At 56.8% G+C, this 26,140-nt stretch carries 24 protein-coding genes, 1 tRNA gene and 1 pseudogene; 7 read left to right on the top strand and 19 right to left on the bottom strand.

Annotated features, from left to right (window positions below):
• Positions 1-44: 44 nt before the first annotated feature.
• On the bottom strand, positions 45-836 hold the full coding sequence (locus CIK95_RS11435) for a Fic family protein (RefSeq protein ID WP_094421071.1): 792 nt from the start codon (positions 834-836) through the stop codon (positions 45-47).
• A 407-nt stretch (positions 837-1,243) separates the two neighbouring features.
• Between CIK95_RS11435 and trxA the strand changes: the two genes are divergently transcribed.
• Positions 1,244-1,558: a thioredoxin gene (gene trxA, locus CIK95_RS11430; protein WP_094384765.1), complete on the top strand. Its 315-nt coding sequence runs from the start codon at positions 1,244-1,246 to the stop codon at positions 1,556-1,558.
• A 109-nt stretch (positions 1,559-1,667) separates the two neighbouring features.
• Here the strand turns inward: trxA and tsaE are convergent, their stop codons facing one another.
• Genes tsaE through CIK95_RS11400 form a run of 6 tightly spaced genes read right to left on the bottom strand, consistent with a single transcriptional unit; the run spans position 1,668 to position 10,690 of the window.
• On the bottom strand, positions 1,668-2,081 hold the full coding sequence (tsaE, locus tag CIK95_RS11425) for a tRNA (adenosine(37)-N6)-threonylcarbamoyltransferase complex ATPase subunit type 1 TsaE (protein ID WP_022311753.1): 414 nt from the start codon (positions 2,079-2,081) through the stop codon (positions 1,668-1,670).
• Between the two features lie 6 nt (positions 2,082-2,087).
• Entirely contained in the window at positions 2,088-3,641 is a 1,554-nt protein-coding gene (locus tag CIK95_RS11420; protein WP_094467044.1) for a bifunctional response regulator/alkaline phosphatase family protein, read from the bottom strand.
• 22 nt (positions 3,642-3,663) lie between these two features.
• The gene (locus tag CIK95_RS11415; RefSeq protein WP_094467043.1) at positions 3,664-7,851 is read right to left on the bottom strand and encodes a metal ABC transporter permease; all 4,188 of its coding nucleotides are present in this window, start codon (positions 7,849-7,851) and stop codon (positions 3,664-3,666) included.
• Between the two features lies 1 nt (position 7,852).
• Positions 7,853-8,230 (bottom strand): hypothetical protein, encoded by a 378-nt coding sequence (locus CIK95_RS11410; RefSeq protein WP_094467042.1) that lies wholly within the window; start codon positions 8,228-8,230, stop codon positions 7,853-7,855.
• Complete coding sequence (locus CIK95_RS11405) at positions 8,227-9,474, bottom strand: 3-phosphoshikimate 1-carboxyvinyltransferase (RefSeq protein WP_094467058.1); 1,248 nt, start codon at positions 9,472-9,474, stop codon at positions 8,227-8,229. Before CIK95_RS11405 ends, CIK95_RS11410 begins: the two co-directional genes overlap by 4 nt.
• A gap of 25 nt (positions 9,475-9,499) precedes the next feature.
• The gene (locus CIK95_RS11400) at positions 9,500-10,690 is read right to left on the bottom strand and encodes a zinc-dependent metalloproteinase lipoprotein (RefSeq protein ID WP_094467041.1); all 1,191 of its coding nucleotides are present in this window, start codon (positions 10,688-10,690) and stop codon (positions 9,500-9,502) included.
• Positions 10,691-11,034: 344 nt separating this feature from the next.
• Here CIK95_RS11400 and CIK95_RS11395 point away from each other — a divergent pair.
• Positions 11,035-11,107, top strand: a tRNA-Pro gene (locus CIK95_RS11395).
• 456 nt (positions 11,108-11,563) lie between these two features.
• Here CIK95_RS11395 and folK read toward each other — a convergent pair.
• The 6 genes and pseudogenes from folK to CIK95_RS11365 all read right to left on the bottom strand — a co-directional run bounded on the left by folK (position 11,564) and on the right by CIK95_RS11365 (position 15,872).
• Positions 11,564-11,977 (bottom strand): 2-amino-4-hydroxy-6-hydroxymethyldihydropteridine diphosphokinase, encoded by a 414-nt coding sequence (gene folK / locus CIK95_RS11390; protein WP_094421078.1) that lies wholly within the window; start codon positions 11,975-11,977, stop codon positions 11,564-11,566.
• Entirely contained in the window at positions 11,970-13,136 is a 1,167-nt protein-coding gene (queA, locus tag CIK95_RS11385) for a tRNA preQ1(34) S-adenosylmethionine ribosyltransferase-isomerase QueA (RefSeq protein ID WP_094421080.1), read from the bottom strand. The genes folK and queA overlap by 8 nt, the downstream gene beginning before the upstream one ends.
• Positions 13,117-13,836 carry a tRNA pseudouridine(55) synthase TruB gene (gene truB, locus CIK95_RS11380; RefSeq protein ID WP_094421082.1) on the bottom strand — a complete coding sequence of 240 codons (720 nt, stop codon included), beginning with the start codon at positions 13,834-13,836 and terminating at the stop codon, positions 13,117-13,119. The genes queA and truB overlap by 20 nt, the downstream gene beginning before the upstream one ends.
• Before the next feature lie 9 nt (positions 13,837-13,845).
• Positions 13,846-14,649 carry an undecaprenyl-diphosphate phosphatase gene (locus tag CIK95_RS11375; RefSeq protein WP_094467040.1) on the bottom strand — a complete coding sequence of 268 codons (804 nt, stop codon included), beginning with the start codon at positions 14,647-14,649 and terminating at the stop codon, positions 13,846-13,848.
• 98 nt (positions 14,650-14,747) lie between these two features.
• Positions 14,748-14,972: pseudogene (locus tag CIK95_RS11370) on the bottom strand (DUF3098 domain-containing protein); the annotation flags it as partial.
• 18 nt (positions 14,973-14,990) lie between these two features.
• Positions 14,991-15,872 (bottom strand): ABC transporter permease, encoded by an 882-nt coding sequence (locus CIK95_RS11365; protein ID WP_022311740.1) that lies wholly within the window; start codon positions 15,870-15,872, stop codon positions 14,991-14,993.
• 133 nt (positions 15,873-16,005) lie between these two features.
• Between CIK95_RS11365 and CIK95_RS11360 the strand changes: the two genes are divergently transcribed.
• Genes CIK95_RS11360 through CIK95_RS11350 form a run of 3 tightly spaced genes read left to right on the top strand, consistent with a single transcriptional unit; the run spans position 16,006 to position 17,894 of the window.
• The gene (locus CIK95_RS11360; protein WP_094467039.1) at positions 16,006-16,785 is read left to right on the top strand and encodes a radical SAM protein; all 780 of its coding nucleotides are present in this window, start codon (positions 16,006-16,008) and stop codon (positions 16,783-16,785) included.
• Positions 16,786-16,812: 27 nt separating this feature from the next.
• The gene (locus tag CIK95_RS11355; RefSeq protein ID WP_022311738.1) at positions 16,813-17,340 is read left to right on the top strand and encodes a hypothetical protein; all 528 of its coding nucleotides are present in this window, start codon (positions 16,813-16,815) and stop codon (positions 17,338-17,340) included.
• A gap of 5 nt (positions 17,341-17,345) precedes the next feature.
• Positions 17,346-17,894 carry a hypothetical protein gene (locus CIK95_RS11350; protein WP_144007818.1) on the top strand — a complete coding sequence of 183 codons (549 nt, stop codon included), beginning with the start codon at positions 17,346-17,348 and terminating at the stop codon, positions 17,892-17,894.
• A 265-nt stretch (positions 17,895-18,159) separates the two neighbouring features.
• Here the strand turns inward: CIK95_RS11350 and CIK95_RS11345 are convergent, their stop codons facing one another.
• Entirely contained in the window at positions 18,160-18,507 is a 348-nt protein-coding gene (locus CIK95_RS11345; RefSeq protein WP_022311735.1) for a hypothetical protein, read from the bottom strand.
• Entirely contained in the window at positions 18,497-18,751 is a 255-nt protein-coding gene (locus CIK95_RS11340) for a type II toxin-antitoxin system Phd/YefM family antitoxin (protein ID WP_094384785.1), read from the bottom strand. Before CIK95_RS11340 ends, CIK95_RS11345 begins: the two co-directional genes overlap by 11 nt.
• Between CIK95_RS11340 and CIK95_RS11335 the strand changes: the two genes are divergently transcribed.
• Positions 18,750-18,989: a hypothetical protein gene (locus tag CIK95_RS11335; protein ID WP_094467038.1), complete on the top strand. Its 240-nt coding sequence runs from the start codon at positions 18,750-18,752 to the stop codon at positions 18,987-18,989. The genes CIK95_RS11340 and CIK95_RS11335 overlap by 2 nt on opposite strands.
• A 116-nt stretch (positions 18,990-19,105) precedes the next feature.
• On the opposite strand, the gene CIK95_RS11330 is transcribed toward CIK95_RS11335, so the two are convergent.
• On the bottom strand, positions 19,106-21,310 hold the full coding sequence (locus tag CIK95_RS11330) for a sodium-translocating pyrophosphatase (protein WP_022311732.1): 2,205 nt from the start codon (positions 21,308-21,310) through the stop codon (positions 19,106-19,108).
• Positions 21,311-21,623: 313 nt separating this feature from the next.
• Here CIK95_RS11330 and CIK95_RS12945 point away from each other — a divergent pair, with 313 nt between their 5' ends.
• Entirely contained in the window at positions 21,624-21,839 is a 216-nt protein-coding gene (locus CIK95_RS12945; RefSeq protein WP_144007817.1) for a hypothetical protein, read from the top strand.
• Positions 21,840-23,102: 1,263 nt separating this feature from the next.
• Here the strand turns inward: CIK95_RS12945 and CIK95_RS13500 are convergent.
• From CIK95_RS13500 to CIK95_RS13580, 3 genes are read right to left on the bottom strand one after another with little or no spacing between them, the layout of a single operon-like run.
• Entirely contained in the window at positions 23,103-24,782 is a 1,680-nt protein-coding gene (locus tag CIK95_RS13500) for a T9SS type A sorting domain-containing protein (protein ID WP_254046464.1), read from the bottom strand.
• Between the two features lie 15 nt (positions 24,783-24,797).
• The gene (locus tag CIK95_RS13495; RefSeq protein WP_254046079.1) at positions 24,798-25,790 is read right to left on the bottom strand and encodes a C10 family peptidase; all 993 of its coding nucleotides are present in this window, start codon (positions 25,788-25,790) and stop codon (positions 24,798-24,800) included.
• Between the two features lie 58 nt (positions 25,791-25,848).
• Positions 25,849-25,977: a hypothetical protein gene (locus CIK95_RS13580; RefSeq protein WP_256387338.1), complete on the bottom strand. Its 129-nt coding sequence runs from the start codon at positions 25,975-25,977 to the stop codon at positions 25,849-25,851.
• Positions 25,978-26,140: the final 163 nt, after the last annotated feature.

Below are 26,140 nucleotides of genomic sequence, written 5' to 3'. Positions count from 1 at the left end.
GTCGGTCAATGTAGAAACCTCAACGTGTCTTCGTTCAGGCTGCTTTAGAAGAGAAATGTCGTAAAGCGTTTGGTGTTTGCTTCTTTCTGCTTCAATTCTTCTTCCATTCTCCGTGTCGCCATCTTGAAAAAGAAACGAATGAGATGTTCATCGGTCGCTTCTGTACGAATCATGCGGAGCGCAGCAATGTATTCCTTGCGATTTTCTGACGGGATGATAAGGAGGGGATGCCCCATGCGTAACAGTATGTAGTTGCTGACCAGACGCCCGGTTCTTCCATTGCCATCGCGGAACGGATGGAGATATTCGTAGAAACCATGGAAACGGGCAGCAAGTATCATGGGGTGTACATTAGCGGCGACGATGGCTTCCTCTGTCGATTCCAATAGCTTTGGCACTCTTGCGATGAGTTCTTTATGGTTGCCGAAGACCGTGTCGCCAGCCGTCATATCCGTAGTGGTGTATTCTCCCGCGACGGCTTCGGGAGCGTGATAAGAAAGCGTGTGACGGGTAACTCGCTTGTTGATTTCCTTGAGCAGTTCTTCGTCGATAGGATGCTGCGTATTTTGCATCATATACTCGAATGCCTCGAAGTGGTCAAGCATTTCGAATGCCTCGAAAAGCGTCTTTCCCGCAGGAATCATTCCCAATCCTTTCTCCTTCAGCTCTCGGGTGTCATCTACGGAGAAAGAGTTGCCTTCAATGGCGCACGAATGAGTGGAAAAGAGCACCTCGTTATATTTGATGTACTCTTCTCTATTCATTTGATTGATAATCGAGGTCTGGTATTGCTGCCTTGCCGCCTCGTATTCTTTTATTTCTGTGTCTAACGCCATTATTGCTTTCTTGTTGTTCTCTGCGGTGATTGGGGGAGGCCTGCAGACACAGGCTTAGTTATTTATCATGGCAAAGATACTGTAAAAAAACTAAGCGTCAAACTTTTCTGACGGAAATCGTTCCTTTTTGTTAGGCAATGATGCCACCCAACACCTGAAACGCCACAGAGAAGCATGCTTTCTTATGTATTGCGCTCGGTTTGCGTTACTTTACGGCATAACCGTGAAGATAGGCTGCATCTCGGCAATAAAAATAAATATGATTTATTTTGTATTGCGCTCGGTTTGCGTTACTTTGCGGCATAACCGTGAAGATAGGCTGCACCTCGGCAATAAAAATAAATATGATTTATTTTGTATTGCGCTCGGTTTGCACTATCTTTGCAGAAGAATTTATAATAATCAAGATGGAAGTAACAATCACTAACGAGAATTTTAAGGACTATCTGAATGGCGAACTGCCATTGGTAGTGGATTTGTGGGCTACATGGTGCGGACCTTGCCGCGCGCTGGCTCCCATTGTATCTGAGTTGGCCGAAGAGTACGACGGCCGTCTTGTGGTGGGCAAGTGTGACATCGAGGAATACGATGACATCGCTACCGACTATGGCGTGCGCAATATACCTACCATCCTCTTCTTCAAGGGTGGCGAACTGGTAGACCGCTTCGTGGGCGCAGCCAAGAAGGCAGTAATAGAAGAGAAGTTCAAGGCGCTGCTCTAATCCCACGCGCTTATTGGGGATTAACAGCCTGTACAGACCGAAAACAACGAGCCGGGTATGCTGACGATTGTCGCATATCCGGCTCGCTGTATATATAAATAAGGTGGAGCTAAAACTCCAGCAGGCGGCTGCCGTCGGCATCGACGCTGATTTTTACGCGCACGGTGTCATCGGGCAGGATGTCTTCTATCAGTTCGGGCCACTCCAGGAGACAGAGGTTGCCGCTGTAGAAGTAGTCTTCGTAGCCCATGTCATAGACTTCCTCGATGCGGCGGATGCGGTAGAAGTCAAAGTGGTAGATGGGGTCGCCATGCCCGTCGGTGTATTCATTGACGAGGGCGAAGGTGGGCGAGGTGATGACGTCGTCTACGCCCAGTTCCTGGCACAATGCCTTGATGAAGGTGGTCTTGCCGGCGCCCATGCCGCCATAGAATGCGATGACGCGGGCTTCGCCGATGCTGTTGACAAACTGCTGTGCCGCTGCGCGTATGGCGTCGAGCGACTCTATTCTGATCTGTGTCATATCGTTTTATCTTTTCTTGGGTTTCAGTGTGATGAGGGGGATGAGCATCTCTTCCATCGAGATGCCGCCGTGCTGGAACGTGTTCTTGTAATAAGACACGTAGTAATTGTAGTTGTTGGGGTAGGCGAAGAAGCTGTCGCCGGTGGCAAACACATAGCTGGTGCTCAGATTGGGCATAGGCAGCTGGGCCTGCTTGGGGTCGCGAATGACAAATACGTCCTTGGCGTTGTAGCTGAGGTTCTTGCCCAACTTGTAGCGCAGATTGGTGTTGGTGTTGCGGTCGCCCACTATCTTGATGGGGTTGGTGCAGCGTATGGAGCCGTGGTCGGTGGTCACCACCACGCGGTATCCGGTGGTGGCGAGTGCCTTGAAGAGGTCGGCGATGACCGAGTGGCGGAACCACCCGAGGGTGAGGTTGCGGTAGGCAGACTCGTCGTTGGCCAGCTCGCGTATCATCTTAGACTCGGTGCGGGCGTGCGAGAGCATGTCGATAAAGTTGATTACCACCACGTTGAGGTCGTTGCCCGTATACTCGTTGAGGCGCCCCAGGAACTTCTCTGCCGCAGCGCTGTCGTTGATTTTGTGATAGCTGAAGGTGTCGTGGCGGCGGTAGCGGTCTATCTGGGTCTGGATGAGCGGCGCCTCGTTGAGGTTCTTGCCCTCTTCCTCGTCTTCATCGACCCACAACTCGGGAAACATCTGCGCTATCTGCGTGGGCATGAGGCCGCTGAAGATGGCATTGCGTGCATACTGGGTGGCTGTGGGCAGGATGCTGGTATACATGTCTTCGTCTATCTCAAAGAGGTCGCTGATTTCCTGAGCCAGCATGCGCCACTGGTCGTAGCGGAAGTTGTCGATGACCACGAGAAACACCTTCTCGCCGCTGTCGAGCATGGGGAAGATGCGACGGCTCATGATGTCGTTGCTCATCAGCGGACGGTTGCTGTTGCCGGGCTTCACCCAGTCCAGATAGTTCTTGCGTATATACTTGGCAAAACCTATGTTGGCTTCCTCCTTCTGCATCTGCAGCATCTCGGTCATCTTGCTGTCGGTGCTACTCAGCTCCAGCTCCCAGTGGGTGAGCTTGCGGTAGATGTTCTGCCAGTCTTCGAGCGTCTGGCAGTCCATAATCTGCATCATCAGGTTCTGGTAGTTCTGCTGGTAACCGCTCTGTGTCACCTCGGTCTCTATCTCGCGCCGATGTATGTTCTTTTTGAGGGTGAGGAGTATCTGGTGGGGGTTGACGGGTTTGATGAGATAGTCGGCTATCTTTGAGCCGATAGCCTGGTCCATGATGTCTTCTTCCTCGCTCTTGGTCACCATCACCACGGGAGTCGCCGGGTTGATTTCCTTGATGCGTTGCAGTGTCTCGAGACCGGTGAGGCCAGGCATCATTTCGTCGAGAAGCACCAGGTCGAAGGTGCGCTGCGCACACTGTTCTATGGCATCGGTACCATTGGTTACGGTAACTACCTCGTAGCCTTTCTTCTCAAGAAACAAGATGTGGGCACGCAGCAGTTCTATCTCGTCATCGACCCATAGTAATAATCCGTTTGTCATAATTGTTGTCTCTGTTAATGGGTTAAAATCCCTCCAAGTCGTAGTATTCGTCTTCGAGGTCAAACTTTTTCTTCTTTGCCGTAGCCTTGGGCTTCTTGGCCTTGGTGGTGTCGGCAGGCGCCTTGGTGACTTTGTCGCCGAAGTAGAAGCCTGTCTTGCTTACGGGTTTGGGCGTAGCGGGCTTTGCCGCAGGCTTGGTGGCAGGAGCCGTCGGCTTGGCTGTCGTAGCCGCTGGCTTGACGGCTGGGGTGGCGGTCTTTGTGGCAGGCGTGGCAGCCTTGGCCTTCTGAGTCTCTTCGGGCAGCGCGACGATGGTGCCGTTGGCCTTGGGCGCTTCCTCTGTCTGTGGCGCGCTGACGATGGTGCCGTTTGCCTTGGTCGTTTCCTCGGTCTGCGACTCGCTGACGATGGTGCCGCCTGCCTTGGTCGTTTCCTCGGTCTGTGGCACGCTGATGATGGTGCCCGAGGTGGCTGCGCCCTCCTTGCCCTCGTCGGGCAGCACGTAGGTACCACCCTGCTGCTGAGGCTTCTGCTCGCCCTCGTCTATCATCATACCCTCGCCCAGGGCATTGTCGATATCCTCTACCGAAGGCTCATCGCCCTGGCGGGTCACTATCTCGGCGGGCTCGGCCAGCAGACGGAAGGTGCTCACCTTGAGCGGCACGAAGTGCTTGTCGTAGTACTGCCCATAGTCGTCGTAGCTGTAGGGATGGCCGATGAGCTCGAGGTTGGCCTCGCTGATTATCATCGTGCGCAGTCCGGCATGGCGTTGCAGAATGTGCTGGGCGTAGAGCTGCCGCGCATACTGCAGGGCTTCATCGTAGTTGCGGAAACCGCTCACCTCCATGTGGCAGAGCCCGTGGGCGTCGTTGACTCCTATCTCAAAGTTGCGCACCAGGTAGTTGGTGAAGTTATAGCGCGCCAGCTCAAACAGCAGTTGGTTGGCATTGATGGAGTCGGGCTGGTAGACGATGACAAACTTGAAGTCGATGTCGCGCTCGTTGGTAAACGTGGGTATCGAGTCTCCACCCTCGCTGTCGAGCAGAGCCGAGCGGCGGCTCCACACGTCGCCGACGTCAAACTTGCCGCCACGCAGCTGGCGACCCGCGTTGACGCCGTTGATTATCATGCCCGCCAGCGTGCTTATCTCGCTCTGCGGATATTGCTCTACCACGCGCTTGAGGTCGGCCAGACAACTGTCGGGCTGGCCCATGTTGAGCTTGGCCAGCGCTCCCACAAAGAGGAACTTGTCGCGGTTGTCGCCCATGGGGAAGCGCTGCTCCGACACCTTGAGATTGCGCATCACGTCGTCCATCCTGTCGTCCTTGAAGGCGGTGTAGGTGGCGGCGTAGAGCGAGTCTTCGAGATGGGTGCCCTCGCGGGCGTTGGCTTCAAAGTAGGGGTCGGTGAGGATGGTGGTCCACTGGCTCTCGGCATAGTGCTGGCGCATCAGGTCGAGATAGTGGCGCGCCGTCTCGCCGCGGTGGCTGCGCATATAGAGCAGGAAGAGGTGGTAATAGACCTCGTCCATGTTGGCGTAGCTCTCATACTGGTTGGCCAGACGCGTCAGGTATTTCTCGCTCAGCCTGAGGTTGTCGAGCTTGTCCTTGAATATCACGCCGGCATGGAAGAGGCCGTCCATAATCAGGGCGTTGCTCTGCTCCACCTGCTCGGGAGTGAAGGGTATCTGGGCGAGGTAGTACTCGCGCTTGTGCGGGTCGTTCTGCAGACTGTCGGTGGTCGATGCCAGCGAGTCTTGCAGCGCTTCCTCGCGGGCTATGGAGTCGCGCTGCTCGTCGGTGAGCTCGTTCTGCTGCCCCATGCCAGCCACCACGGTCTTGTTGACGCGCTGCCAGTTGTCCACATTCTCTCGCTTGCCCCACAGCTTCTGGAAGGTGGCCTTGCCCTGGCTCACGGCGATGGGGTTGTAGAAGTACCACTGGCCGTTGCCTGTCGTGGCGGTGTTGTTGGGCCTCGACGGGGTGTTGTTGCGGTTGTTGCCCATATCGTCGCGGTCCATGTTTTCGTTCTGCTGCTGCATGGCATCGGCTTCCTGTTGGGCGCGACGCTCTTCGCGTTCCTTCTTCTTGAGTGCGTCGATGACGCGGTCTATGGCGGCGTTGCGGTCTTTCTCGCTCATGCGGGCGAGCGACTGGAGCGAGTCCTGCAGCTCCACGGCGTCGGTGTGGGGCACCAGTTCGTCGAGTATCTTGGAGCGGTCAGAGAGCTGGCGGTAGTCGGGGCGGTCCTGGTCCAGAAGACCTATCGCCTCGCCATAGCAGCGGCGGGCGTCGCCAAACTTCTCCTTCTGCCAGTAGAGGTTGCCCAGACTCAGCAGCAGCACGCCCTTCTCTATACCGTTGCGCACCGACTCCTTGGCACCCTTCTCATAGGCGCCGATGGCGTGGGCGGTGTCGCGGTCGGCCAGATAGATGTTGCCGATGGCATAGTATACCTGGTCGAGATATTCCTTGTTGTTGTCCGATGCAGCCATGCGGCGCAGACGGCTTATCATGCGGCGCGACTGGCCCTTGGCCATTACCTCGGTCTGGGCGATGCGGGCGTTGAACTCGAGCTGGTAGGGCGGGTTGAGGCGCACCACGCGGCGGAAGGCGTGGTAGGCAGAGTCGGGCTTGCCCACGGCGGCATAGAGCTGCCCCAGCAGATACCACTCGCGGGCTCGCTGCTTGCGGCGCATCTCGTGGCGTATCACGCGGCGCAGATAGGGGATGGCGCGTTGATAGTCGGCCGTGTGTATGTAGTAGTCGGCATAGGTGTAGTCCCACTCCTTGACGGCGCGCCAGTCCATGGAGTCGCGCGCCATGTTGCGTATCACGTCTTCGGCGTCGTAGAGCCAGCCCTCCTGCACATAGCACTTGGCAAGCCAGGCGCGGGCCTTGCCATAGATGGCGGGCTGGGTGGCGTAGAGGCGGCTCATGTAGGAGAAGGTAGAGGCGGCTTCGTCAAACTGGCCCATGTGAAACTGCGAGCGCCCCATGAGCATCCAGGCTTTCCAGAGGAAGGGGTTATACTCGCGACGGCTGAGCCACTCGATGTCGCGCTCGGTCTTGCGCCGCTGCTTGTCCCACACGGGGCGACGCTTGATGCTGTGCTGGTGTATGGCTTTCTCGGCCTTGGTCACCGCACGCTCAAAGTTGCTCTTGCCCAGCTCCTTGCTGTTCTTGTTGCTGACGGTGTAGAGGGGTATCAGTTCGGTATAGTTGTCGCGGTTGCCCTCTTCCTTTTCGAGCGCGCCGTCTATGTATGCCATCGCACCGTTGTAGTAGGTGTTGTAGCGCGCGTTGAAGGCATGCCAGAACCTCGACGACGAGGTGTTCTTCTGCGTAGAGCACGAGCTGAGTGCCACCACCGCCACCGCTGTCAGCGTCATGGCGCCACGCAGTCGCCGGCGGCCCATCAGCGTCTTGGCGGTGCGCGCCAGGGCGTAGACGATGATGCCTACAAAGATGATGGTGGCTCCCGAGGGCACGTTGAGCCAGTAGGAGAGTGCCAGCCCCGTCATGCAGTCTATCCAGCCGATGACGATGCTCAGCGCTATCATGCGCTTGTAGCTGTAGGTGAAGATGTTGGCGGTCATCTGGGGGATGGTGAGCAGACTGATGGCAAGCACGATGCCCACCATACGCAGGGTGGCGACGATGGTCATGGCTATCACCGCCATCAGCGTATATTCTATCATGTCGACGGGCAACTGCTGGGCGCGGGCGAAGATGGGGTCGAACGCCACGCTCACGATGCTGCGGAAGAACATCACCGTGAGTGCCGCCACTATCAGCGTGAGACCGCCGAGCAGCACCAGGTCGCCATGGCCTATGGTGAGCAGACTGCCGAAGAGGTAGGAGTTGAGGTCGGGCATGAACTCGGGCGAAAGAAAGCAGCAGATGATGCCCACGCTCATGCCCAGGGTCCAGAAGAAGGCGATGGTGGAGTCTTCGCGCACGTCGCCGCGGTGCGACAGCCACTGCACGCCCAAGGCGCTGGCCACGGCAAAGGCCATGGCAGAGACTACAGGATTGATACCGAAATACACCCCCAGCCCGATGCCGCCAAAGGAGGCATGGGTGATGCCGCCGCTGATGAAGACCAGCCGCCGCGTCACGATATAGGTGCCCACGATGCCGCAGAGGATGCTGGCAAGGAGCGAGCCTATGATGGCGTTCTGAAAGAAGGTGTAAGTCAGCAGTTCCATGTCATCTTTCCATCAGCATGATTACTTCGTCTTTGAGGGCATCGGGGAGGTTGATGCCGCGCAGGATGAGGCTGCGGTTCCACCCTGCCACCTCGTCGGGGCGCATGGTGTAGAGCACGTCGGCAAACTCGTGTACCTCGTCGTCGGTATACTCGTCGGAGCGGCGGCCGCGGTAGCGGTCCAGCTCTTCGTCGTCGTAGTATTCTATCTTGCGGGTGGCGGCTTCCATCATGCACTCCTGCTCACACTTGGTGTTGGTGCCGTCGCAGGTGCCGCAGCTCGCGGCTGGCGGGGTAGCCTCGGCGCCGTCGTGCTGGCGCAGCGAGAGGAGGGCTGCCACGATGCCCAGGACTATGAGGGAGGTAACGAGATATATCATGGGCGTTCGGTAATCTGGAAACCGGCACGACGCAGGTCGTCCCAGTAGTGGGGATAAGACTTGGACACCACTTCAGGGTCGTTGATGGTGATGCTGCCCAGGGCCAGGGCTGCGGGGGCAAAGGCCATGGCCATGCGGTGGTCCTGATAGGTGTCGATGGGCTCCATCGTGGGCTCGCAGCGCTCGAGGTTCCATATCAGTTCGCTGTCGTTGCGGTCGGTGAGCACCACGCCCAACTTGCGCAACTCGCACTTCAGTGCCTCGATGCGGTCGGTCTCCTTGATGCGCAGACTGGCGAGACCGGTGAAGTGGAAGGGGATGCCGCGCATGGCACAGGCCACGACAAAGGTCTGGACAAGGTCGGGCGAGCTGACGAAGTCGTAGTCCAATCGGGGCAGACGGCGGTGCTGGTGGCTGAGCACCACTTGGGGGGTGCCGTCGTCGCCGGTGCCGAAGGTGGTCTTCACTCCCATGAGCGAACCGATGTAGCGGCAGATGGTGTCGCCCTGGCGCGAACCGTCCATCAGGCCGGGCAGCACCACGCGGGGCTCGTTGTCGTCGCAGAGGGCAAGCATCTCATACCAGTAGGAGGCGGCGCTCCAGTCGTTCTCCACAGCATAGTCGGCGGGCTGGTAGGGCACGGGCGCCACCGTGATGGTGTCTACATCGCTCCACTCGGCCTTGGCGCCAAACTCGGTCATGGTCCACAGCGTCAGGTCGATGTAGGGGCGCGACACGATGTCGCCCTCAAGACGCAGCTCGAGGCCGCGGCGGAGCACGGGGCCTATCATGAGCAGAGCAGAGATATACTGCGAACTGACATTGCCGGGCACCGACAGGCTGCCGCCCTCGATGGCGCGGCCGCAGATGGCGAGGGGAGGATAGCCTTCGTCGCCCAGATAGCTGATGTCGGCGCCCAGACGGCGCAGGGCATCGACCAGCACGCCGATGGGGCGGTGGCGCATGCGCTCGGTGCCGGTAATCGTGTGGCAGCCGTGGGTCACGCTGAGATAGGCGGTGAGAAAGCGCATCGCGGTGCCGGCAGCACCGATGTCGATGGTCTCGGGCATATCGCGCAGGGCGGCGGCGATGACGCGGGTGTCGTCGCAGTCGGAGAGGTTGGCGGGTAGTGAACTGCCGCCGGCAAGGGCCTGGATGACGAGCGCCCTGTTGCAGACGCTCTTTGAAGCCGGCAGCGTGATGGTGGTGTTGATATGTTGGGGTGGCTGGATGGTATATTGCATGTTGTCGATTATCTTCATTGTTATCCTACTTGACCACGCGGATGGGCAGGTCTATCACGCCCATATCGTCTGCCGAGCCCGTGGCCACACGGCTCTTGGTGCGCAGACGCTGCTTGGGGCCGGGGATGAGCGGACTGTTGTAGAGCACACGGCGGATGCGGGCTTTCTGCTGGGCAGTAAGCTCGAAGGCATAGGTGTAGGCGTAGTCCATGATGTTGGTAGAGAAGAACTTGTCGCCCCGGCAAGAGGTGCGTTCGGCGAGCTCCTTGAAGGAGATAGACTGGACCTGGCTGCTGTTGAGCAGGGCGGTGACGCGACGCAGGTAGGCGGGGCGGTTGTATGATGGGGGGTCGGTGCAGTAGTCGGTGTCGTCACAGGCATCTTCGAGGAGATTGCCGTTGGCATCTTCCTTCTCAGAGAAGGCGTGGAGCAGACCCAGATAGTGGCCCAGCTCGTGGGCAAGGGTGACATTGATGTCAAACTTGGCCTGGTTGAGGGTGCCCGAGGTGATGTTGTGCGACGCGTTGGTATAGCGGTCTACCTCGTAGTCGATGAAATCGCTGTTGATGGACGAACAGTAGGCAAAGGAGAGGTTCTTCTTGCTGATGTCGTTATACTTGGACTCGAGCGCAGAGAGGCCGTCGGTCTCGTTGACGCCTTTCAGCGTGAAGGGCAGATGGCTCACGCCCAAGGTGACCTCGGCAGAGTTGGCTTCGGGGGCAAAGGGATAGACCATCACATTGATATAGTCGTTGGGCTCCCACAGATAGCGGGCATATCCCTTCTTGTTGTTGTTCATGAAGTCGTTGGCGTCGATGGGGTAGGTGCCGTCCCACTTGACATATTCCACGCCGGGGGTGGCGAGGCGGTTGCCGCGTTCATCGTGGGTGGCGAGATTGAAACGGATGTTGATATTCTCACTGGTACCGATATCGGTGCTGTAGTAGCCGCCCTGGTAGATGCGGTTGACGTGGTCGAGAATATCGGCGAGACGAGAGGCGGTGACCTTCTGTTTCATCTCGGCCTCGTCCTTGTAGAATACGTGGAAGATAACGGGCAACTTGTAGGTGTAGCTCTCGTTGAGCTCGGCGGTGGTTTGGTCGTCGTCCAGGTCTACCTTGGGTGTGGGGTCTTGCTGTGGGCCGTCGTCACTCGAGCAGGCGCCGAAGGTGAGCGTGAGCACTGCCATCAGCATGTAGAGGAATGTCTGTTTCATATTGCATTGTCCGTTTGGCAAGGCGGAGCATGACCTCAGGGGCACCGGCGTCCACCTTATTATATATATAATAACACAAAGTTAATGCAAAATGGAGACAATACAAAATAAAGGCCATCTTTTTTGATATTTTTAGGATTGGGCGACGGCGCTCATCATCGCCGTGTCGCTGGAGGTTATCTTCGCAACCGTGGAGGGTACCTCGGCGCCGCCCGGAGGTACCTCTATCGCCGTGGAGACTATAAAAACAACAGACAAACATCAAAAATAGAGGAATTTTTGAAAAAAGTAGAGTGAAAGTTTGGTTATTTCGCAATAAGTATGTACCTTTGCACCCGCAAGTTCGGGATTTAGCGCAGTTGGTAGCGCACACGTCTGGGGGGCGCGAGGTCGCTGGTTCGAGTCCAGTAATCCCGACACGAGAAGGAAGATTGTGATGAGAGTCGCAATCTTTCTTTTTTTATGTCCCTGGGTAAGGTCGCGCAGTCCGTGATGCCGCCCACCCTTGCGGAGCATCCCTTAAAGTTAATTGCGCGTTGCGATACAGTTATTGCAAACCATGAAATTTCCGTTTCCAGTCATGAAACAGTCATTTCATGCCCCGCTTTCCCGATTATGGTCATCTCCATAATGAAAAACTCGCGCTCTGCACCACTCGGCACTTAAACGACAATCGCCGCCAGCACTCGCTATGGGCTTGTGCTGGCGGCGATTGGCCGTGTGGGGTACTGCGTGGTCGCGAAGGTTTGCAGGGAGTCCACCTCGTTTTGCTGCGTGGTCGCGGGGATTGGCTCGGTGCCCGCCCTGTCTTGTTGTGTGCCCGTTCCGTTTTGCTGTGTGGTCGCGGGGATTGGCTCGGGCGGCGTGGACGGGTCAGTCCATAATCTCGCGCAGAGGTTTCATGACGAAGTCGCGCTCGTGCATCAGCGGGTGGGGAATGTGCAGGTCGGGCTCGTCGATGTGCAGGTCGTCGTAGATGAGTATGTCGATGTCGATGGGACGGTCGTGATACTGCCCGTCGGTCGACTTGCTCTTGCGGCCCAACTGCCGCTCTATGTCCTGGGTGGTGGCGAGCACCTCGCGGGGTGTGAGCGTGGTGCGGCAGCGCACACAGGCGTTGAGGAACCGGTTGGGGGAGTCAAAGCCCCAAGGCTCGGTTTCCAAAAAGACTGACCGGCGCTCTACGACGCCAATCAGTCTTCCTATTTCGTCTATGGCACGGCTCATGATGGCATGGCGGTCGCCCATGTTGGAGCCCAGTGCCAGATATACGCAGTGATCAGTCATTCATGATAAGCATGGCGTCGCCATAGCATCCAAACATAAATCCATGTTTCAAGGCGAGGTTGTAGGCTTCCATCACCAGGTCGTAGCCACCAAAGGCGGCGGTCTCCATCAGCAGGGTGGAGTAGGGGTGGTAGAAGTTGGCGATCATCGTGTCGGCGAGTCCGAAGTCGTAGGGAGGGAAGATGAACTTGTTGGTCCATCCGTCGTACTCCTTCAGCAGTCCGTCGGTGCCCACGGCGGTCTCGGTGGCTTTGACCACGCTGGTGCCCACGGCGCAGATATGGTGGCCGGCAGCCTTGGCTGAGTTGACTCTGTCGCAGGCCTCGCGGGTGATAATCATCTGCTCTGAGTCCATCTTGTGCTTGGTGAGGTCTTCCACCTCGATGTCGTGGAAGGCACCCAGTCCGCAGTGCAGGGTGACAAAGGCGGTCTCGATGCCCTTAATCTCCATGCGCTTCATCAGCTCGCGGCTGAAGTGGAGGCCCGAGGCAGGCACGGTCACGCCACCCTCGTTCTTGGCGAAGATGCACTGGAAGTCTTCCAGGTCTTCGGCGGTGCCGTGGTGGTTGTCGCGACGGTCTATGATGTAGCGGGGCAGTGGGGCTTCGCCCAGGGCGAAGAGCTCGCGCTTGAACTCCTCGTGGGGACAGTCGTAGAGGAACCGCAGGGTGCGTCCGCGGCTGGTGGTGTTGTCGATGACCTCGGCTACCATGGTGCCCGAGTCGTCGAAGAAGAGCTTGTTGCCGATACGTATCTTGCGGGCAGGCTCTACCAGCACATCCCAAAGCCGCATCTCCTGGTTGAGCTCGCGCAGCAGGAAGACCTCAATCTTGGCGTCGGTCTTCTCCTTGGTACCGTAGAGGCGGGCAGGGAAAATCTTGGTATCGTTGAAGACGAAGGTATCGCCCTCATCGAAATAGTCGAGCACGTTACGGAAATCGAGGTACTCGCCTTCGATAGGATTGCCATCGGCATCCTTCTTATAGAGTTCTATAGTCTGCGATTTGCTGTGCAGTACCATCAACTTACACTCATCGCGTCGGGTGATGCGCGATGTAACCTTGTTGCCATTATCATCGACGAAGTCGTGATAGATGCTATGGGGGTAGAGGGCAATCTGCTCCTCGGGCAATTTGAACTTAAACTGTGACAGTTTCATTGCTTGTTTCTATTTCTTGGTTATCCAACCATTCCTGGAAATGGTCATACTCTATACATTTATCTATATCGTATTCGCCCACACGCGTACGCCGCAGCTGGGTAAGGTAGGCTCCGCTGCCGAGAGCTCTGCCCAGGTCGCGCGCCAAGGCACGGATGTAGGTGCCCTTGCCGCAGACGATGCGCAGGTCGAGCTGCATGGTGTCGGGGTCGAAACGGGTAATCTCGATGCTGTCGATATGGATGTTCTTGGGCTTGAGCACCACGTCCTGCCCCTCGCGTCGCATGGAGTAGGCGCGCTTTCCGTCTATCTTGCAGGCGCTGAAGGTGGGTGGGGTCTGCTGGATGTCGCCGACAAACTGGGGCAGCGCCTCGCGTATGGCGTCCTCGGTGATGTGGGCGGTGGCAAAGGTCTCGTTGACCTCGTGCTCCATATCATAGCTCGGCGTGGTGGCGCCCAGCTGCAGCGTGGCTTCATACTCCTTGGTATGGGCCTGCAGTGTCTCTATCTGCTTGGTACACTTGCCGGTGCAGAGTATCAGCACGCCGGTAGCCAGCGGGTCGAGGGTGCCGGCGTGGCCTATCTTGACTCTATGTCCGAGGGTGTGGGACAGCACGTAGCGCACGTGGGCCAGCGCCTTGAAGCTGGTAATGCCATAGGGCTTGTCGATGGCAAATATCTCACCTGTCTTGAAGTTCATGTCTGTGGTTTAGCAGAATGAACAGATGAGGGTGACGATACCGGCGATGGCACAGTAGATGGCGAAGTATATCAGCTTGCCACGCTTTACGATGTTAATCATCCACTTGCAGGCTACGCAGCCCGACACGAAGGCAGCCACGAAACCTACGGCCAACACGCCCAGCGAGATGTCGCCCATCACGGAGGCTGCACCGTACTTCACCATCTTCATGGTGTCGAGCAGAGCCTCGCCCAGAATGGGGGGGATGACCATGAGGAAGGAGAACTGGGCGAGCTTGGCCTTGTTGTTGCCCAGGATGAGTCCTGTGGCAATGGTGGAGCCCGAGCGCGACAGACCTGGCATCACAGCCACGGCCTGGGCCAGACCTATGATGAAGGCGTCCTTGAGGCTGATGTTCTCCTTCTGGCGGGGCTTGGCGTAGTAGGAGAAGGTGAGCAGCAGCGCGGTGACGAGCAGCATCGAGCCTACGATGGCGAGGCCTGAGCCGAAGATTTGTTCCACATAGTCTTTGAAGAACAGGCCCACGATGCCCACGGGAATCATCGAGATGAGGATGTTGAACACATAGCGCGTCTCGTCGTTGACCTTGAATTGGAAGAGTCCCTTGAATATCCAGGCAATCTCCTTCCAGAGAATGACGAGGGTACTCAGTATTGTAGCCACGTGTACGGCGATGGTGAACGCCAGGTTCTCCTCGGCCTCGATGCCAAAGAGGGTTGAGGCAATAGTGAGGTGTCCGCTACTGCTGACGGGCAGATATTCGGTAAGGCCCTGTATAATGCCCAACCATAATGCTTCAAACCAGTTCATTGTTATCGTTTGTTGTCTTGGGTTATGGTGTGGTCCTCGCAACCGTTGGCTGCGGCGACGTTCTTGTTCTCGGTTTCCTTGGTGTCATCGCTTCCGGCCTCGTCCTTGGGCTTGCGGATGACGGCATAAATCATGGATATGAAGCCCACAAAGCATACCACGGGGGCTACCTTGATGCGCATGGTGCTGAAGATGTCAGCGTTGTAGTGGGTCTCCGTAGAGCCGGGGCCCGACATGAGGATAAAGCCCAGCACGACTATCAGCATACTGATGGCCATGAGGATAAAGTTGACTTTATCAAAAGCAAAATTTCTCTTTTCCATATTGTTGTTGTTTTCTTCTTATATCTTGTAGAGGTCGCCAGCCTTCATCTTCAGAAACTTATTGACCGAGATGGTGGCGCTGAAGACGGTGATGAGGATGCCGAAGAGCAGCACGGTGGCAGCCGTGATGGCGATGACCTGCCAGGTGATGACGGCCATCATGTCGGGGGCGTAATAGTAGACGGCATAGATGCCGCTACCCAGCACGGCACAGGCCATCAGGGCAGCGATGACGCCGATGAGGGCAGCCTGGCCCAGGAACGGGCGGCGTATAAAACCCCATGAGGCTCCCACGAGCTTCATGGTGTGGATGGAGAAACGGCGGGCATAGACTCCCAGCCGCACGGTGTTGCTGATGAGCGAGAACGATACAAAGGTAAGCAGACTGGCAATCACCAGCAGCACAATGCTTACCTTGGCGAGATTGCGGTTGACGCTCTCCACCAGGTCTTTCTGGTAGGTGATGTCGCTCACCTTGGGATATTTCTTCAGCTCGGCGGCAATCCAGCGCAGTGAGTCGTTGTTGGCATAGTCGGCCTTGAGCGTGATGTCGGCAGAGGGGAGATAGGGGTTCTCACCATTGGTAAACTCGGTGGGGTCGGTGCCCAGCACCTTGGTCTGCTCTTTCAGCGCGCGCTCCTTGCTGATGAAGTCGAGGTGGTTGATATAAGGGCGGGTCTTCAGGCGGGCGCAGAGCTGGCTGCCTTCGGGGGTGGTCATGTCTTGCTCGAACATGACGGTCACTACCAGATTTTCCTTAACAAATTCAGAGGTGTTGCGGGCCACCAGTACTGAGAATATCACCAAGCCTAACAAAACGAGCACCATTGCGGTGCTTATGCAGAGGGTCACGGCTTGCAGTCCCTGACGATTCCGCGATTTAGTATGTCTTTTAGCCATTTGCCTTGTGGATATAATATGCCAATTTTGGTGCAAAGAAACAAAAAAAAACGCGAATATACGACATTTTAACCACCATTAACGCGTATTGCCTGAAAATACGAGTACCTTTGCAGCTGTTAATGCTAAAGATATGAGTACACAGCTACATAATTCGCCCATTTACGGCCCTGTTCACAGTCGCCGTCTGGGCCTCTCGGTGGGCATCAACCTCATGCCCGCCGACGGCAAATACTGTACCTTCGACTGCATCTACTGTGAGTGTGGATACAACCATGAGCGACAGACCCGCACACCGCGTCCGACGGTCGCCGAAGTGACGGCGGCGCTCGAGCGGCAGCTGCAGACGATGGCAGACGTTGGCTCGCGTCCCGACGTGCTTACCTTTGCCGGCAACGGCGAACCCACCGCCCATCCCCATTTCGCCGAAATCGTCGACGCCACCATCGCCCTGCGCAACCGCTATTGCCCCGACGCGCGCATATCGGTGCTGAGCAACGCCACGCAGCTGCATCGTACCGAGGTGCGTGAGGCGCTGATGAAGGTAGACAACAATATCCAGAAACTCGATACGGTCGACGATGCCTACATACGCCTCGTCAACCGCCCCGCCAGTCGCGCCTATCGTGCCGCCGACATTATCGACCAGCTGCGCCTCTTCGACGGTCACGTCATCATCCAGACCATGTTCATGCATGGCTCTATCGACGGCGAGGATGTGGGCAATACCGCCGAGCGTTATGTCGCGCCGTGGCTGGAGGCGGTAAGACTCATCCAGCCCGCCGAGGTGATGATTTACACCATAGACCGCCCTACGCCCGACACCTGTCTGCAGAAGGCGACGCCCCTCGAGCTCGACGCCATACGTCGCAGGGTCGAGAACATGGGCATCGCCTGCACGGCGTCATACTAAGTTGACAATGAAACAATAATAGAGAATATGAATTTTGAACAGAGAGTGAGAGAAGACCTGCTTACCTATCTGGCAGGCAGACAAGAGATAGACGTGCCCATGCCCGAGTGTCCCGATGTAGAGGAGGCATGGCGCAAGGTGGGTGAGGACTATATGCCCGACGGCATCCGCGAGTTCAACGCCTATCCTACCGTTTCCCTGGGTTGGATTATGTTTGTCGGCATGGCCATGGCGCAGCTGTGGGACACTGACTGGCAGCGTGCCGACGCCGATGCACATATATATAATACCTTGCGCGACGTGCGCGGTTTCGACCATACCGACGACTATATCCTCGACGAGGTGCTCGGTCTCGATGCCGAAGCCCACGGTGCTGTGAGCCGGCTGGTCAACGAGTGCGCCAACCGTGCCTTGTCTCTGCTGCGCCATGAGGGGCTTACTCCTGGCAGCGCCGAGGCTTTCCGCGCCTATATAGCCTGTCTCCACCAACTCTATCTGGCTGGCATGGCGGTACAGTTGCGCCGTATGGGGTATCACATGACCAAGATAGGATGACGGCAGTGGAGACTGCCTGCGCAGACTATTGGGCAGCCCGGCTCGCCCATTCTCATGGAGCCGCCGAGATAGAAGCCCTATGCGCCGAGTGTACTGGCAATGAGGGGCTGATGAACATGGTCTACCAGTTGATGGACAGCGACGACAGCCGCACCGCAACCAACGCCCTGTGGCTTCTCAACCACCTGCCCAAGAGCGAGGACGTATGGCTGGAGACCCACCGCGCCGACCTGATTGCCAGAACTGTGGCAGAGGAGGTGAGCGGCAGAAGACGTATGCTGCTCTGCCTCGTCAGCCGATTGCCGTTTGGCGCCGATGATGTCCGCATCGACCTGCTCAACTTCTGTTTCGACCACGCCCTGCAGCCACGCGAGACGGCTGCCTGCCGTGCCCTGTGTGTCAAACTGGCTTATGAGCTGTGCCGCCATTATCCCGAGCTGCTGCGCGAACTCCATATCACGCTGCGCGAGATGATGCTCGACCCGCTTCCGCCCTCTGTGGCATCGGCAGTCATGAGCGTAAAGCGCCATCTGCCTAAGACTTGGAAAGTATAAATGGCCACACGGCCAGTCTGAAGGGATGTCTGCGGGCATCCCTTTCGCTTTTCCGCCCCTCGCGGTTGCTTCCCTGATGATAGGGTCTCTCGTAGGCGCCGCCCCGTCTTCGCTCTTCGTCGATATATCCACCGCAGCGTGACTCTGTTGGCAGCCCCGCATGTTTGTTCTTGCAGGAGGAACAATAAAAACCGATGATACCATCCGTCATGGTATCATCGGTTTCGCATGAATGTCTGTTACTGGCAATGTGGCTCGTTACGAGTCATCCGATGGGGTAGCCTTCTTCCTTAATGATTTGTTTGAGCACATTGACCTTTGCCGTTGCTGCATCCTCTTTGTCATAGATGAGCAGCAGCACTATTTCTCCATCCATCTCCTTTGTGATGAAGTTATAAGTGATGACCCTTGCTCCGCCGGCTTTTCCTTTGCTTTTGGACTTGATGGCCATTCTTATCTTACGGATGCCAGGAGCCAGTTCTGCACCTTGTAACGGGTTCTCGAGGAGCGACTTTCCAAAGTTGGTCAGGTCATCCTTGAATGAAGGATATTGCTTTGCAAGCCTCTTCGCTGTCACATTGAAATAACTTGATGTTGTGATTCTATAGTTCATCAATCAACTTGTCAAGTGTGTTCAGCTCTTTCTTGCCTGCAATGACATCCTTCAGTTCTCTGAGAGCTCCCCTTAGGTCGGCCGCAATATCTTGTGTACTCTCCGCAACGGAGTCGGAAGAAGTAACTGGAAGCAGACGGAAACTGCCTTCACGTGATTTCAATATCACTTGTTCACCGGAGTTCACCATGGAGAAGTATTTGCCCTGGTTGGCTCTAAAGTCTCTTGCACTAACTATCGTCATGACAATTGTTTATTTTGTTTACGCTACAAAGATAGTTATAATATTCCAATTGGCAACCATTTTGGTACCAAAATTAATACCAAATATGCAAAAAGAGTTGCTCAAGAAATGTAATAAGCACTTTTCCAGCAACGATATCCATGTCGCAGAGCAGTCTGAGCCTGTTATCTTGAGCCCCGAACCTGTTGGCGGTCGAATTGTAGTTGCCGACGGCTTGGATGAGGATGAACGTGGCTGATGTGACAGTGTGGGTATCAATCTGTATGGGCTCCTAAATGTCATAACCAAGAAGTCTGCATATGCCCTGGTGGGCGATATGCAGACTTCCGCTTTATGGGGTAGCAGGCTCGAGCCTTACAGGAAGGCGATGGTGAGGCCTGCCATGACGATACTTACCATCGACATGAGCTTGATGAGGATGTTGAGCGATGGGCCGGATGTGTCCTTGAACGGGTCTCCCACGGTGTCGCCTACGATGGTGGCCTTGTGGTCTTCGCTTCCCTTGCCTCCGAAGTTGCCTTCTTCTATCATCTTCTTGGCATTGTCCCATGCACCGCCAGAGTTGGACATGAACACGGCGAGGGTGAAACCTGCAGCAAGTCCACCGGTGAGCAGACCCAGTACGCCGGCTACGCCAAGCACCAGACCGATGACGATGGGGATGATGATGGCCAGCAGCGACGGCAGAATCATCTCGCGCTGGGCACTGCGTGTGCTTATCTCTACGCAGCGGCCGTAGTCGGGAGTAGCCTTGCCCTCAAGGATGCCCTTGATGACGCGGAACTGGCGGCGAACCTCCTGTACCATCGACCCGGCAGCGCGGCCTACGGCTCCCATGGTGAGTCCACAGAAGAGGAAGGCTGCCATGGCGCCGAGGAATGCACCTACGAGCACCTTGGGGTTGATGAGATTGACCTGGAAGAACTCGATGAAGTCTATCGTGGTGGCGTTGACGGGGTCAAACACCTCACCAGCGGCGTCGAAATACTGTTTGCCGTTTTCCACGGCACGTACCATGGCAATCTTGATTTCCTCAATATAAGAGGCAAGCAGTGCGAGGGCGGTGAGGGCAGCCGAACCGATGGCAAAGCCCTTGCCGGTGGCGGCGGTGGTATTGCCGAGGGCGTCGAGGGCGTCGGTGCGCTCACGCACTTCCTTACCCAGACCGCTCATTTCGGCGTTGCCTCCGGCATTGTCGGCGATAGGACCATAGGCGTCGGTGGCAAGTGTGATACCCAGTGTGGAGAGCATACCCACAGCGGCGATACCGATACCGTAGAGACCGGTGCTGATAGAGTGGGCAGACAGAGACATATCAAAGCCATTGGCGCAGAGATAGCTGAGCATGATGGCCACTGAGATGGTGAGCACGGGAATCATGGTCGATATCATACCCGTTCCTATACCCTTGATGATGACGGTGGCAGGACCTGTCTGCGAAGCCTCGGCTATCTGCTGTGTCGGCGTGTAGCTGTGAGAGGTGTAGTACTCGGTAGCCTGACCGATGATGACACCGGCTACAAGACCGCTGATGACAGAGAAGGAGAGGCCGAGCCAGTTGTCGATACCCAGGAGATAGAGTATGGCGAAGGTAGCCACGGCTATCAGACCTGCGCTGACGTTGGTACCCAGGCCCAGCGAGTGGAGCAGTTCCTTCATGGTGGCTCCCTCCTTGGTGCGCACCAGGAAGATGCCGATGAGGGAGAGGAAGATGCCGATGGCGGCGATAATCATAGGAGCGATGACGGCGCGGAGCTGCATGTCATCGTTCATGGCAAAGGCTGTGGCACCCAGAGCGGCGGTAGAGAGTATCGAACCGCAGTAGCTCTCGTAGAGGTCGGCGCCCATACCGGCAACGTCGCCCACATTGTCGCCCACATTGTCGGCGATGGTAGCGGGGTTGCGGGGGTCGTCTTCAGGGATATTGGCCTCGACCTTACCCACAAGGTCGGCACCCACGTCGGCAGCCTTGGTATAGATACCTCCGCCTACACGGGCAAAGAGCGCCTGGGTAGAGGCACCCATTCCGAAGGTAAGCATGGTCGTGGTTATGGTGATGAGAGCGGTGCCCTCTCCTTCATAGACGGCGTTGAGAACAATAAACCATATAGCGATATCGAGCAGGCCGAGACCTACAACGACGAGACCCATCACGGCACCGCTGCGGAAGGCTATCTTCAGTCCCTTGTCCAGACTCGTGCGTGCGCCGTTGGCTGTGCGGGCCGATGCGTAAGTGGCGGTCTTCATGCCGAAGAAGCCTGCCAGACCCGAGAAGAGTCCACCGGTAAGGAATGCAAACGGAACCCAGGGGTTCTGCACTTTCAGCACGTAAGCCATGAAGGCAAATACGATGGCAAGCACTATGAATACGATGGTCACGACCTTGTACTGCTGCTTCAGATAGGCCATTGCGCCTTTCCTGACGTGCTCGGCAATTTCTTTCATACGGTCTGTGCCCTCTTCTTCTTTCATCATCGAACGGAAGAAGTACCATGCCATACCCAGAGCCACTACGCTGGCAATCGGGATGAGCCAAAATACTAAAGGAATGTTGTTCATTAAGATAAATTTAATTGGTTAGTAATGTATGTTCTTAGTTAATCGTTATAATAACGATGGTGCAAATATAATGAAATATATTGATACGGAAAATAAATTGATAAAAATATCTTAAAAAAAATCAACAATGGCTCCTCGGAGCTTGTCGTCAGCTCATTTTATGCCCGATATGGCGGTGCCGATTGGCCCATTGCGGGCAGTGCTTTGCCGATGCAGACACAAAAAACCGTGGCTGCTGCTTGCGGAGGGCCAATTGCGCGTTTTATCCACTATTTATTGCGTCTATAAGGGGATGAAGTAAATACAAAAAGCCGTGGCTGTGGCTGTCGGCTTCGCCTTGGCGTGGATGGTGGTGCCGACAGTCGGAAAACGAGTTTTCCTCCTTGCCGTCTCCACCATCCCCACCGTCATGCCGTGCATGACGACAGCCGCCGCGACGGTAAAAAAAGCGGCCATTGGCCGTAAAAAAAATCCGCCGTTGGCGGTAAAAAAACAGCTGCTTATTGAAAGCATCTCCCCAGCCGTTTAGAAAACCCCTCCCCAGTCATCCCCAAGGTGCGGGAGTTCATTCTTGCTGTGTTTGAAGTGATTTGGTGGCACTCCTTCCTCTTGGGGAAGGCTGGGGTGGGGCTTCTATAGTGGATGGTGCGCACCCCTGGCAACTCTGTAGGAGTTGCGATTTCATAGCCCAGGGTTGAGGTGCGCAGCGCCTCTACCCTGGGTACAGATATAATAAGGTGTAGCTACTCTGTAGGAGTTGCGTTTAGCCGAAGGCGTTATACTCAGTTTAATGGTATTTTCCTATCCATTCCTGCCAATTGTCCTGGTGAGGGTAACGCCTACGGCTAATCGCAGCTTCTACAGAGTTGCCAGGTTAGTGGGGGCAGTTACCCAGGGTAGCGTGCTTCGCCCGCAACCCTGGGCTGGGGAAACGCAACTCCTACAGAGTTGCTGCTGCTTGCGGAGGGCCGATTGCGGGGTAAATCCATTAATGGATACTTCTATAATAGGTTGATATAAATACAAAAAGCCGTGGCTGTGGCTGTCGGCTTCGCCTTGGCGTGGATGGCGGTGCCGACAGTCGGAAAACGAGTTTTCCTCCTTGCCGTCTCCACCATCCCCACCGTCATGCCGTGCATGACGACAGCCGCCGCGACGGTAAAAAAAGCGGCCCTTGGCCGTAAAAAAAGTCCGCCGTTGGCGGTAAAAAAACAGCTGTTTATTGGGAGCCCCTCCCCAGCCCTCCCCAAGGGGAGGGAGTTCATTCCCGTTGTGTTTGAGGAGGTTGTGGTGCACTCCTTCCCCTTGGGGAAGGCCGGGATGGGGCTTGTGGGTCAATGTCGTTGTCGGCAGGTGGGCATCGCTGTGGGGCGTCACTGCGCCTCTTGCTGTCAGCGCAACTCCCGTAACCCACGCCATGTCGCCCATGGCGATTTCGCGGAGCGTGATGGGCATTGCCGCTACCCTGTTGACCGCCATCCCGACTTGCGCAATCATCACGGCTGGCTCGTAACATATGATACGTGGGCTCGTGCCTTCTGAAACGTGGGCTCGTGACTTATGATGCGAGGGCTCGTGACATAAGGTACGAGCTGGCCATGGTGGTAGAGGTGATGGCGATGACGCCCTCTGGCTGACCCTGCGGCATGAGGGGCGAGGCGGAGCGGGTGGCGGTGCTTGGGTGGCTGGTGGCGGCGACGCAAAAAAGCCATCCCCGCTGCCTGTCGTTGGGCAGGGGGGATGGCTATGGTTGCGCCGTGGTGGCGGTGACGGTGGACTGCTGTCGCAGTGGCTATCGCAGAGGGGCGGCGGTGCGGTGCATGAACCGATAGGTGGTGGTGCGCGCTCCAGCCTCTATCCGCAGGAGGTAGACGCCCTGGGCGAGACCCTGGAGGGAGAGCTCGGCGCGGCGGGCATCGGTGGCTGGTGCCTGGCCGACCATCGTGCCACTCACGCTGTAGAGCCGTATGGCTCTGATCCCCTCGGCGCTCACCGCAAGCTGACCGACGCTGAGGCTCACTGTGGGCACCGTGGTCGGGGCGTCGTCAATGGCTGTGGCGGTGCCGCTATAGATGGAGAAGATGTTGCCCTCGCGCTTGAGGTAGTAAGCCGGCGCCTTGGGCGAGGTCAGCGCCACATCGTTGCCGTCGGTCTTGCCGGTGACATAGATGCGATAGGTGTGGCCGTCGGCAAAGGGCTGGTTGCTCTGACGCAACCAGTAGCTGAAGAGCGGCACATCAAACGATGAATGGACGCTGACATTATCCTCGATACCCGGTATCTGGATGGTCTCATGGGTCAGCGTGTCTTCGCCAAACATATATACGTAGCCCTCGTAGCTGCGTCCTTCGGTTGCGCGTAGCGACACTCCGAGTTTGAAGAGCGGCATCCTGGTGATGTCGATGCTTCCCGACTCGACCTTGGAGTTGGAGTCGTCGGCCAGGAATATCTCCGCCTTGGCCATAATCGGTCTGTCCTGTCCCTTGACCACATCGATATAGGCGGCATCGCGGTCGTGGATGTTGAGGATGGGGTAGTGGAGCGTCTCTGCCTCGTCGCCCGTCATCTCGAGCTGCACCTCGTAGCGCGCTGGGGCGAGTGAGGCGGGGATGGAGAGGGTGATGGGTATCTCGGTCTCGGTGAAGCCCTCGATTTCGGTCAGTGCGTCCACACGCGTGTCGAGCACCACTGTCCTGTCGGCATCGAGCAGCCTCACCCTCAGATAACAGTCGCGCGGCACGCCATTGAGATTTTTCACGGGGAAGAACGCCACCACCTTCTCGCCCTGATAGGCTTCGTCAGAGAGACGGGGCTGGCCCATCAGCTGGAACCGCGCTTCCTCCGAACAGATTTCCGAGATGCGTGCGGAGCCGTTGCTCAGTTCCACCTCGATGATGGGCGCCTTCTTTATGGGGAAGAAATCGTCCCACGAACCGTCGTCCTTGCGGGCGGTGCATACGGCGATGAGGCGGTAGTAGCCATCGGCGAGCTGGGCGAGACTCAGGTGGATGGGCTGGGGCTTGTTGATGAGATAGTCGGTGCCCATATATCCGTCGAGGCCGTCGCCGTAGATTCGCTGGGTGAGTCCGCCGGTGGCGTGGTCGTCAGAATAGGCCACGCGGAAGAACTTGCCCTGGGCGTCGTAGACCGCCACGCCGATGTCGCCACGGAAGGGGTTGCCGCGGTTCACAAACGAGCTGACCTCTACGGTCTGCGTCTGCGACGGATTGAAGGTCTTGTCTGCGCCCTTGATGGAGAGCGAGCCGCCCTCGTTGAACATCAGTTGGGGCGAGGTCTCCAGCAGTCCGCGGTCGATGTCGGGATATTTGCCGTTGTTGGGGTGGGCGAGGATGGCGGTGAGGGCGCGGTTGAAGGCCAACGGCTTGCCTTGGAATTCACTTCCGGTCTCGGTCACGTTGAGGTTGGTGAGCGAGTAGTAGGCGTCGCCCTGTCCTTCCCAGCCGAAGTTCATGTGGAAGAGTCCGTTCTAGTCAAATCCGTCGGCCACCCAGGCGTGCCCTGACGCCGTCCCTGCGGGCCGTCCGTCCAGATAGACTGGACACCCGTTGAGCAGTTCCTGCCGCAGTATCTCGGCAAAGCGGCTGGGGCCCTCTATGGCTTTGGTGACATAGGCAGCGGTGTAGTCGAAGTGCTTCTGCAGCGCCTTGTAGGCAAAGAGTCCCTGGGTACCGCTCGCGTCGGGGGTGTACTGCATAAACGAGGCTATGCCCACGTCGCTCATCAGCAGCGCCACGGCGTCTTCCTGCTTCTGCGTGGCGGCGATGGGGTAGCGGTAGTCGGGCAGCATGTTGGCCCAGTCGTAGCGCGACTGGCTGAAGTCGGCGCTCACCGTCGTGTTGTAGTACTTGACGAGATACTCGTTGCTCCCCTTGCCCTGGGCGGGCCACTGGTAGTAGTACATCATCTGCGCCACCGCCGTAGCCACGCATCCGCTGTAGGGGTAGCCGGTCTTGGCGTTGAAGGGGTGCGACTGTCCCCACTTGCTCTTCAGCAGCGGCTCTACGGTCTTGGTGTAGAGTGCGCTGCGGGTTCTGGGGCTGATGGTCACCCACCCCTCCTTGATTGCCTCGTAGGTCTGGCGGTAACCCTCTAAGAGCAGTTTGACGCAGGGGTTGGCTGTCAGCGTGTCGAGCGTGGCCTCCCTGCTGTAGGCCAGGATTTCTCCCATCTCGTCGTCGCCGGCAACGATGATAAATCCCTGTCCCCGCGCGTCGTTATATATATAATAAGGTGGAATGGGCGTCGCCGTGCGGCTCTGCGCCCTGGCTTTGGCGGCACAGTCGTCCGACAGGTTAACCACTCTTCGGGCAATCCTGACAGCCTCCATCGGGCTGATGTCCTTGGCATGCGCCGCTGGGGCAATGGCCGCCAGCATGCTCACCACAACAGTCGCCACAGCCACAGCATGGCTGCGCCACACTGCAAGTCTAAGTATTCGTGCGATATCTTTCATTTCCATTGTTCTATATGTAGATTCAGACATAGGGCATTTGGTTTCAAAAGCATTGTGCATGGCTTCAAAAGCGGTTGCGCATGGCTTCGGAGACATCGCGCTTGGTCTCGTAATTATTGCGCTTGTCTTCAAAAGCGGTTGCAAAGATAATACTTTTTTGCTGATAAATAGCTGTTTTCGCCGTTTTTTCCATAATGCCACATAGATACATTTATTGGGTCATTTATTGGGCCATTTATTGGGTCATTGGGCTAACCGAGTATGGCATTGCTTTGAACAAGCTGGTTCAATCAAATCTGTATTGGTTCTGGTTACTCCCGTAGTTAGGGTCTCAAGCAACGCTTCTCATTCCAAGC

This window comes from Prevotella sp. P5-108 (genome assembly GCF_002251385.1).
Lineage (GTDB): Bacteria > Bacteroidota > Bacteroidia > Bacteroidales > Bacteroidaceae > Prevotella.
This window is presented reverse-complemented; position numbering and strand designations above follow the sequence as displayed.

What these genes read in the sequence shown, in the direction of transcription:
- CIK95_RS11435 (WP_094421071.1), bottom strand. Translation starts at nt 836, where the DNA reads ATGGCGTTAGACACAGAAATAAAAGAATACGAGGCGGCAAGGCAGCAA.
- trxA (WP_094384765.1), top strand. Translation starts at nt 1,244, where the DNA reads ATGGAAGTAACAATCACTAACGAGAATTTTAAGGACTATCTGAATGGC.
- tsaE (WP_022311753.1), bottom strand. Translation starts at nt 2,081, where the DNA reads ATGACACAGATCAGAATAGAGTCGCTCGACGCCATACGCGCAGCGGCA.
- CIK95_RS11420 (WP_094467044.1), bottom strand. Translation starts at nt 3,641, where the DNA reads ATGACAAACGGATTATTACTATGGGTCGATGACGAGATAGAACTGCTG.
- CIK95_RS11415 (WP_094467043.1), bottom strand. Translation starts at nt 7,851, where the DNA reads ATGGAACTGCTGACTTACACCTTCTTTCAGAACGCCATCATAGGCTCG.
- CIK95_RS11410 (WP_094467042.1), bottom strand. Translation starts at nt 8,230, where the DNA reads ATGATATATCTCGTTACCTCCCTCATAGTCCTGGGCATCGTGGCAGCC.
- CIK95_RS11405 (WP_094467058.1), bottom strand. Translation starts at nt 9,474, where the DNA reads ATGCAATATACCATCCAGCCACCCCAACATATCAACACCACCATCACG.
- CIK95_RS11400 (WP_094467041.1), bottom strand. Translation starts at nt 10,690, where the DNA reads ATGAAACAGACATTCCTCTACATGCTGATGGCAGTGCTCACGCTCACC.
- folK (WP_094421078.1), bottom strand. Translation starts at nt 11,977, where the DNA reads ATGACTGATCACTGCGTATATCTGGCACTGGGCTCCAACATGGGCGAC.
- queA (WP_094421080.1), bottom strand. Translation starts at nt 13,136, where the DNA reads ATGAAACTGTCACAGTTTAAGTTCAAATTGCCCGAGGAGCAGATTGCC.
- truB (WP_094421082.1), bottom strand. Translation starts at nt 13,836, where the DNA reads ATGAACTTCAAGACAGGTGAGATATTTGCCATCGACAAGCCCTATGGC.
- CIK95_RS11375 (WP_094467040.1), bottom strand. Translation starts at nt 14,649, where the DNA reads ATGAACTGGTTTGAAGCATTATGGTTGGGCATTATACAGGGCCTTACC.
- CIK95_RS11365 (WP_022311740.1), bottom strand. Translation starts at nt 15,872, where the DNA reads ATGGCTAAAAGACATACTAAATCGCGGAATCGTCAGGGACTGCAAGCC.
- CIK95_RS11360 (WP_094467039.1), top strand. Translation starts at nt 16,006, where the DNA reads ATGAGTACACAGCTACATAATTCGCCCATTTACGGCCCTGTTCACAGT.
- CIK95_RS11355 (WP_022311738.1), top strand. Translation starts at nt 16,813, where the DNA reads ATGAATTTTGAACAGAGAGTGAGAGAAGACCTGCTTACCTATCTGGCA.
- CIK95_RS11345 (WP_022311735.1), bottom strand. Translation starts at nt 18,507, where the DNA reads ATGAACTATAGAATCACAACATCAAGTTATTTCAATGTGACAGCGAAG.
- CIK95_RS11335 (WP_094467038.1), top strand. Translation starts at nt 18,750, where the DNA reads ATGACAATTGTTTATTTTGTTTACGCTACAAAGATAGTTATAATATTC.
- CIK95_RS11340 (WP_094384785.1), bottom strand. Translation starts at nt 18,751, where the DNA reads ATGACGATAGTTAGTGCAAGAGACTTTAGAGCCAACCAGGGCAAATAC.
- CIK95_RS11330 (WP_022311732.1), bottom strand. Translation starts at nt 21,310, where the DNA reads ATGAACAACATTCCTTTAGTATTTTGGCTCATCCCGATTGCCAGCGTA.
- CIK95_RS13500 (WP_254046464.1), bottom strand. Translation starts at nt 24,782, where the DNA reads ATGAACTTCGGCTGGGAAGGACAGGGCGACGCCTACTACTCGCTCACC.
- CIK95_RS13495 (WP_254046079.1), bottom strand. Translation starts at nt 25,790, where the DNA reads ATGGAAATGAAAGATATCGCACGAATACTTAGACTTGCAGTGTGGCGC.
- CIK95_RS13580 (WP_256387338.1), bottom strand. Translation starts at nt 25,977, where the DNA reads ATGGAAAAAACGGCGAAAACAGCTATTTATCAGCAAAAAAGTATTATC.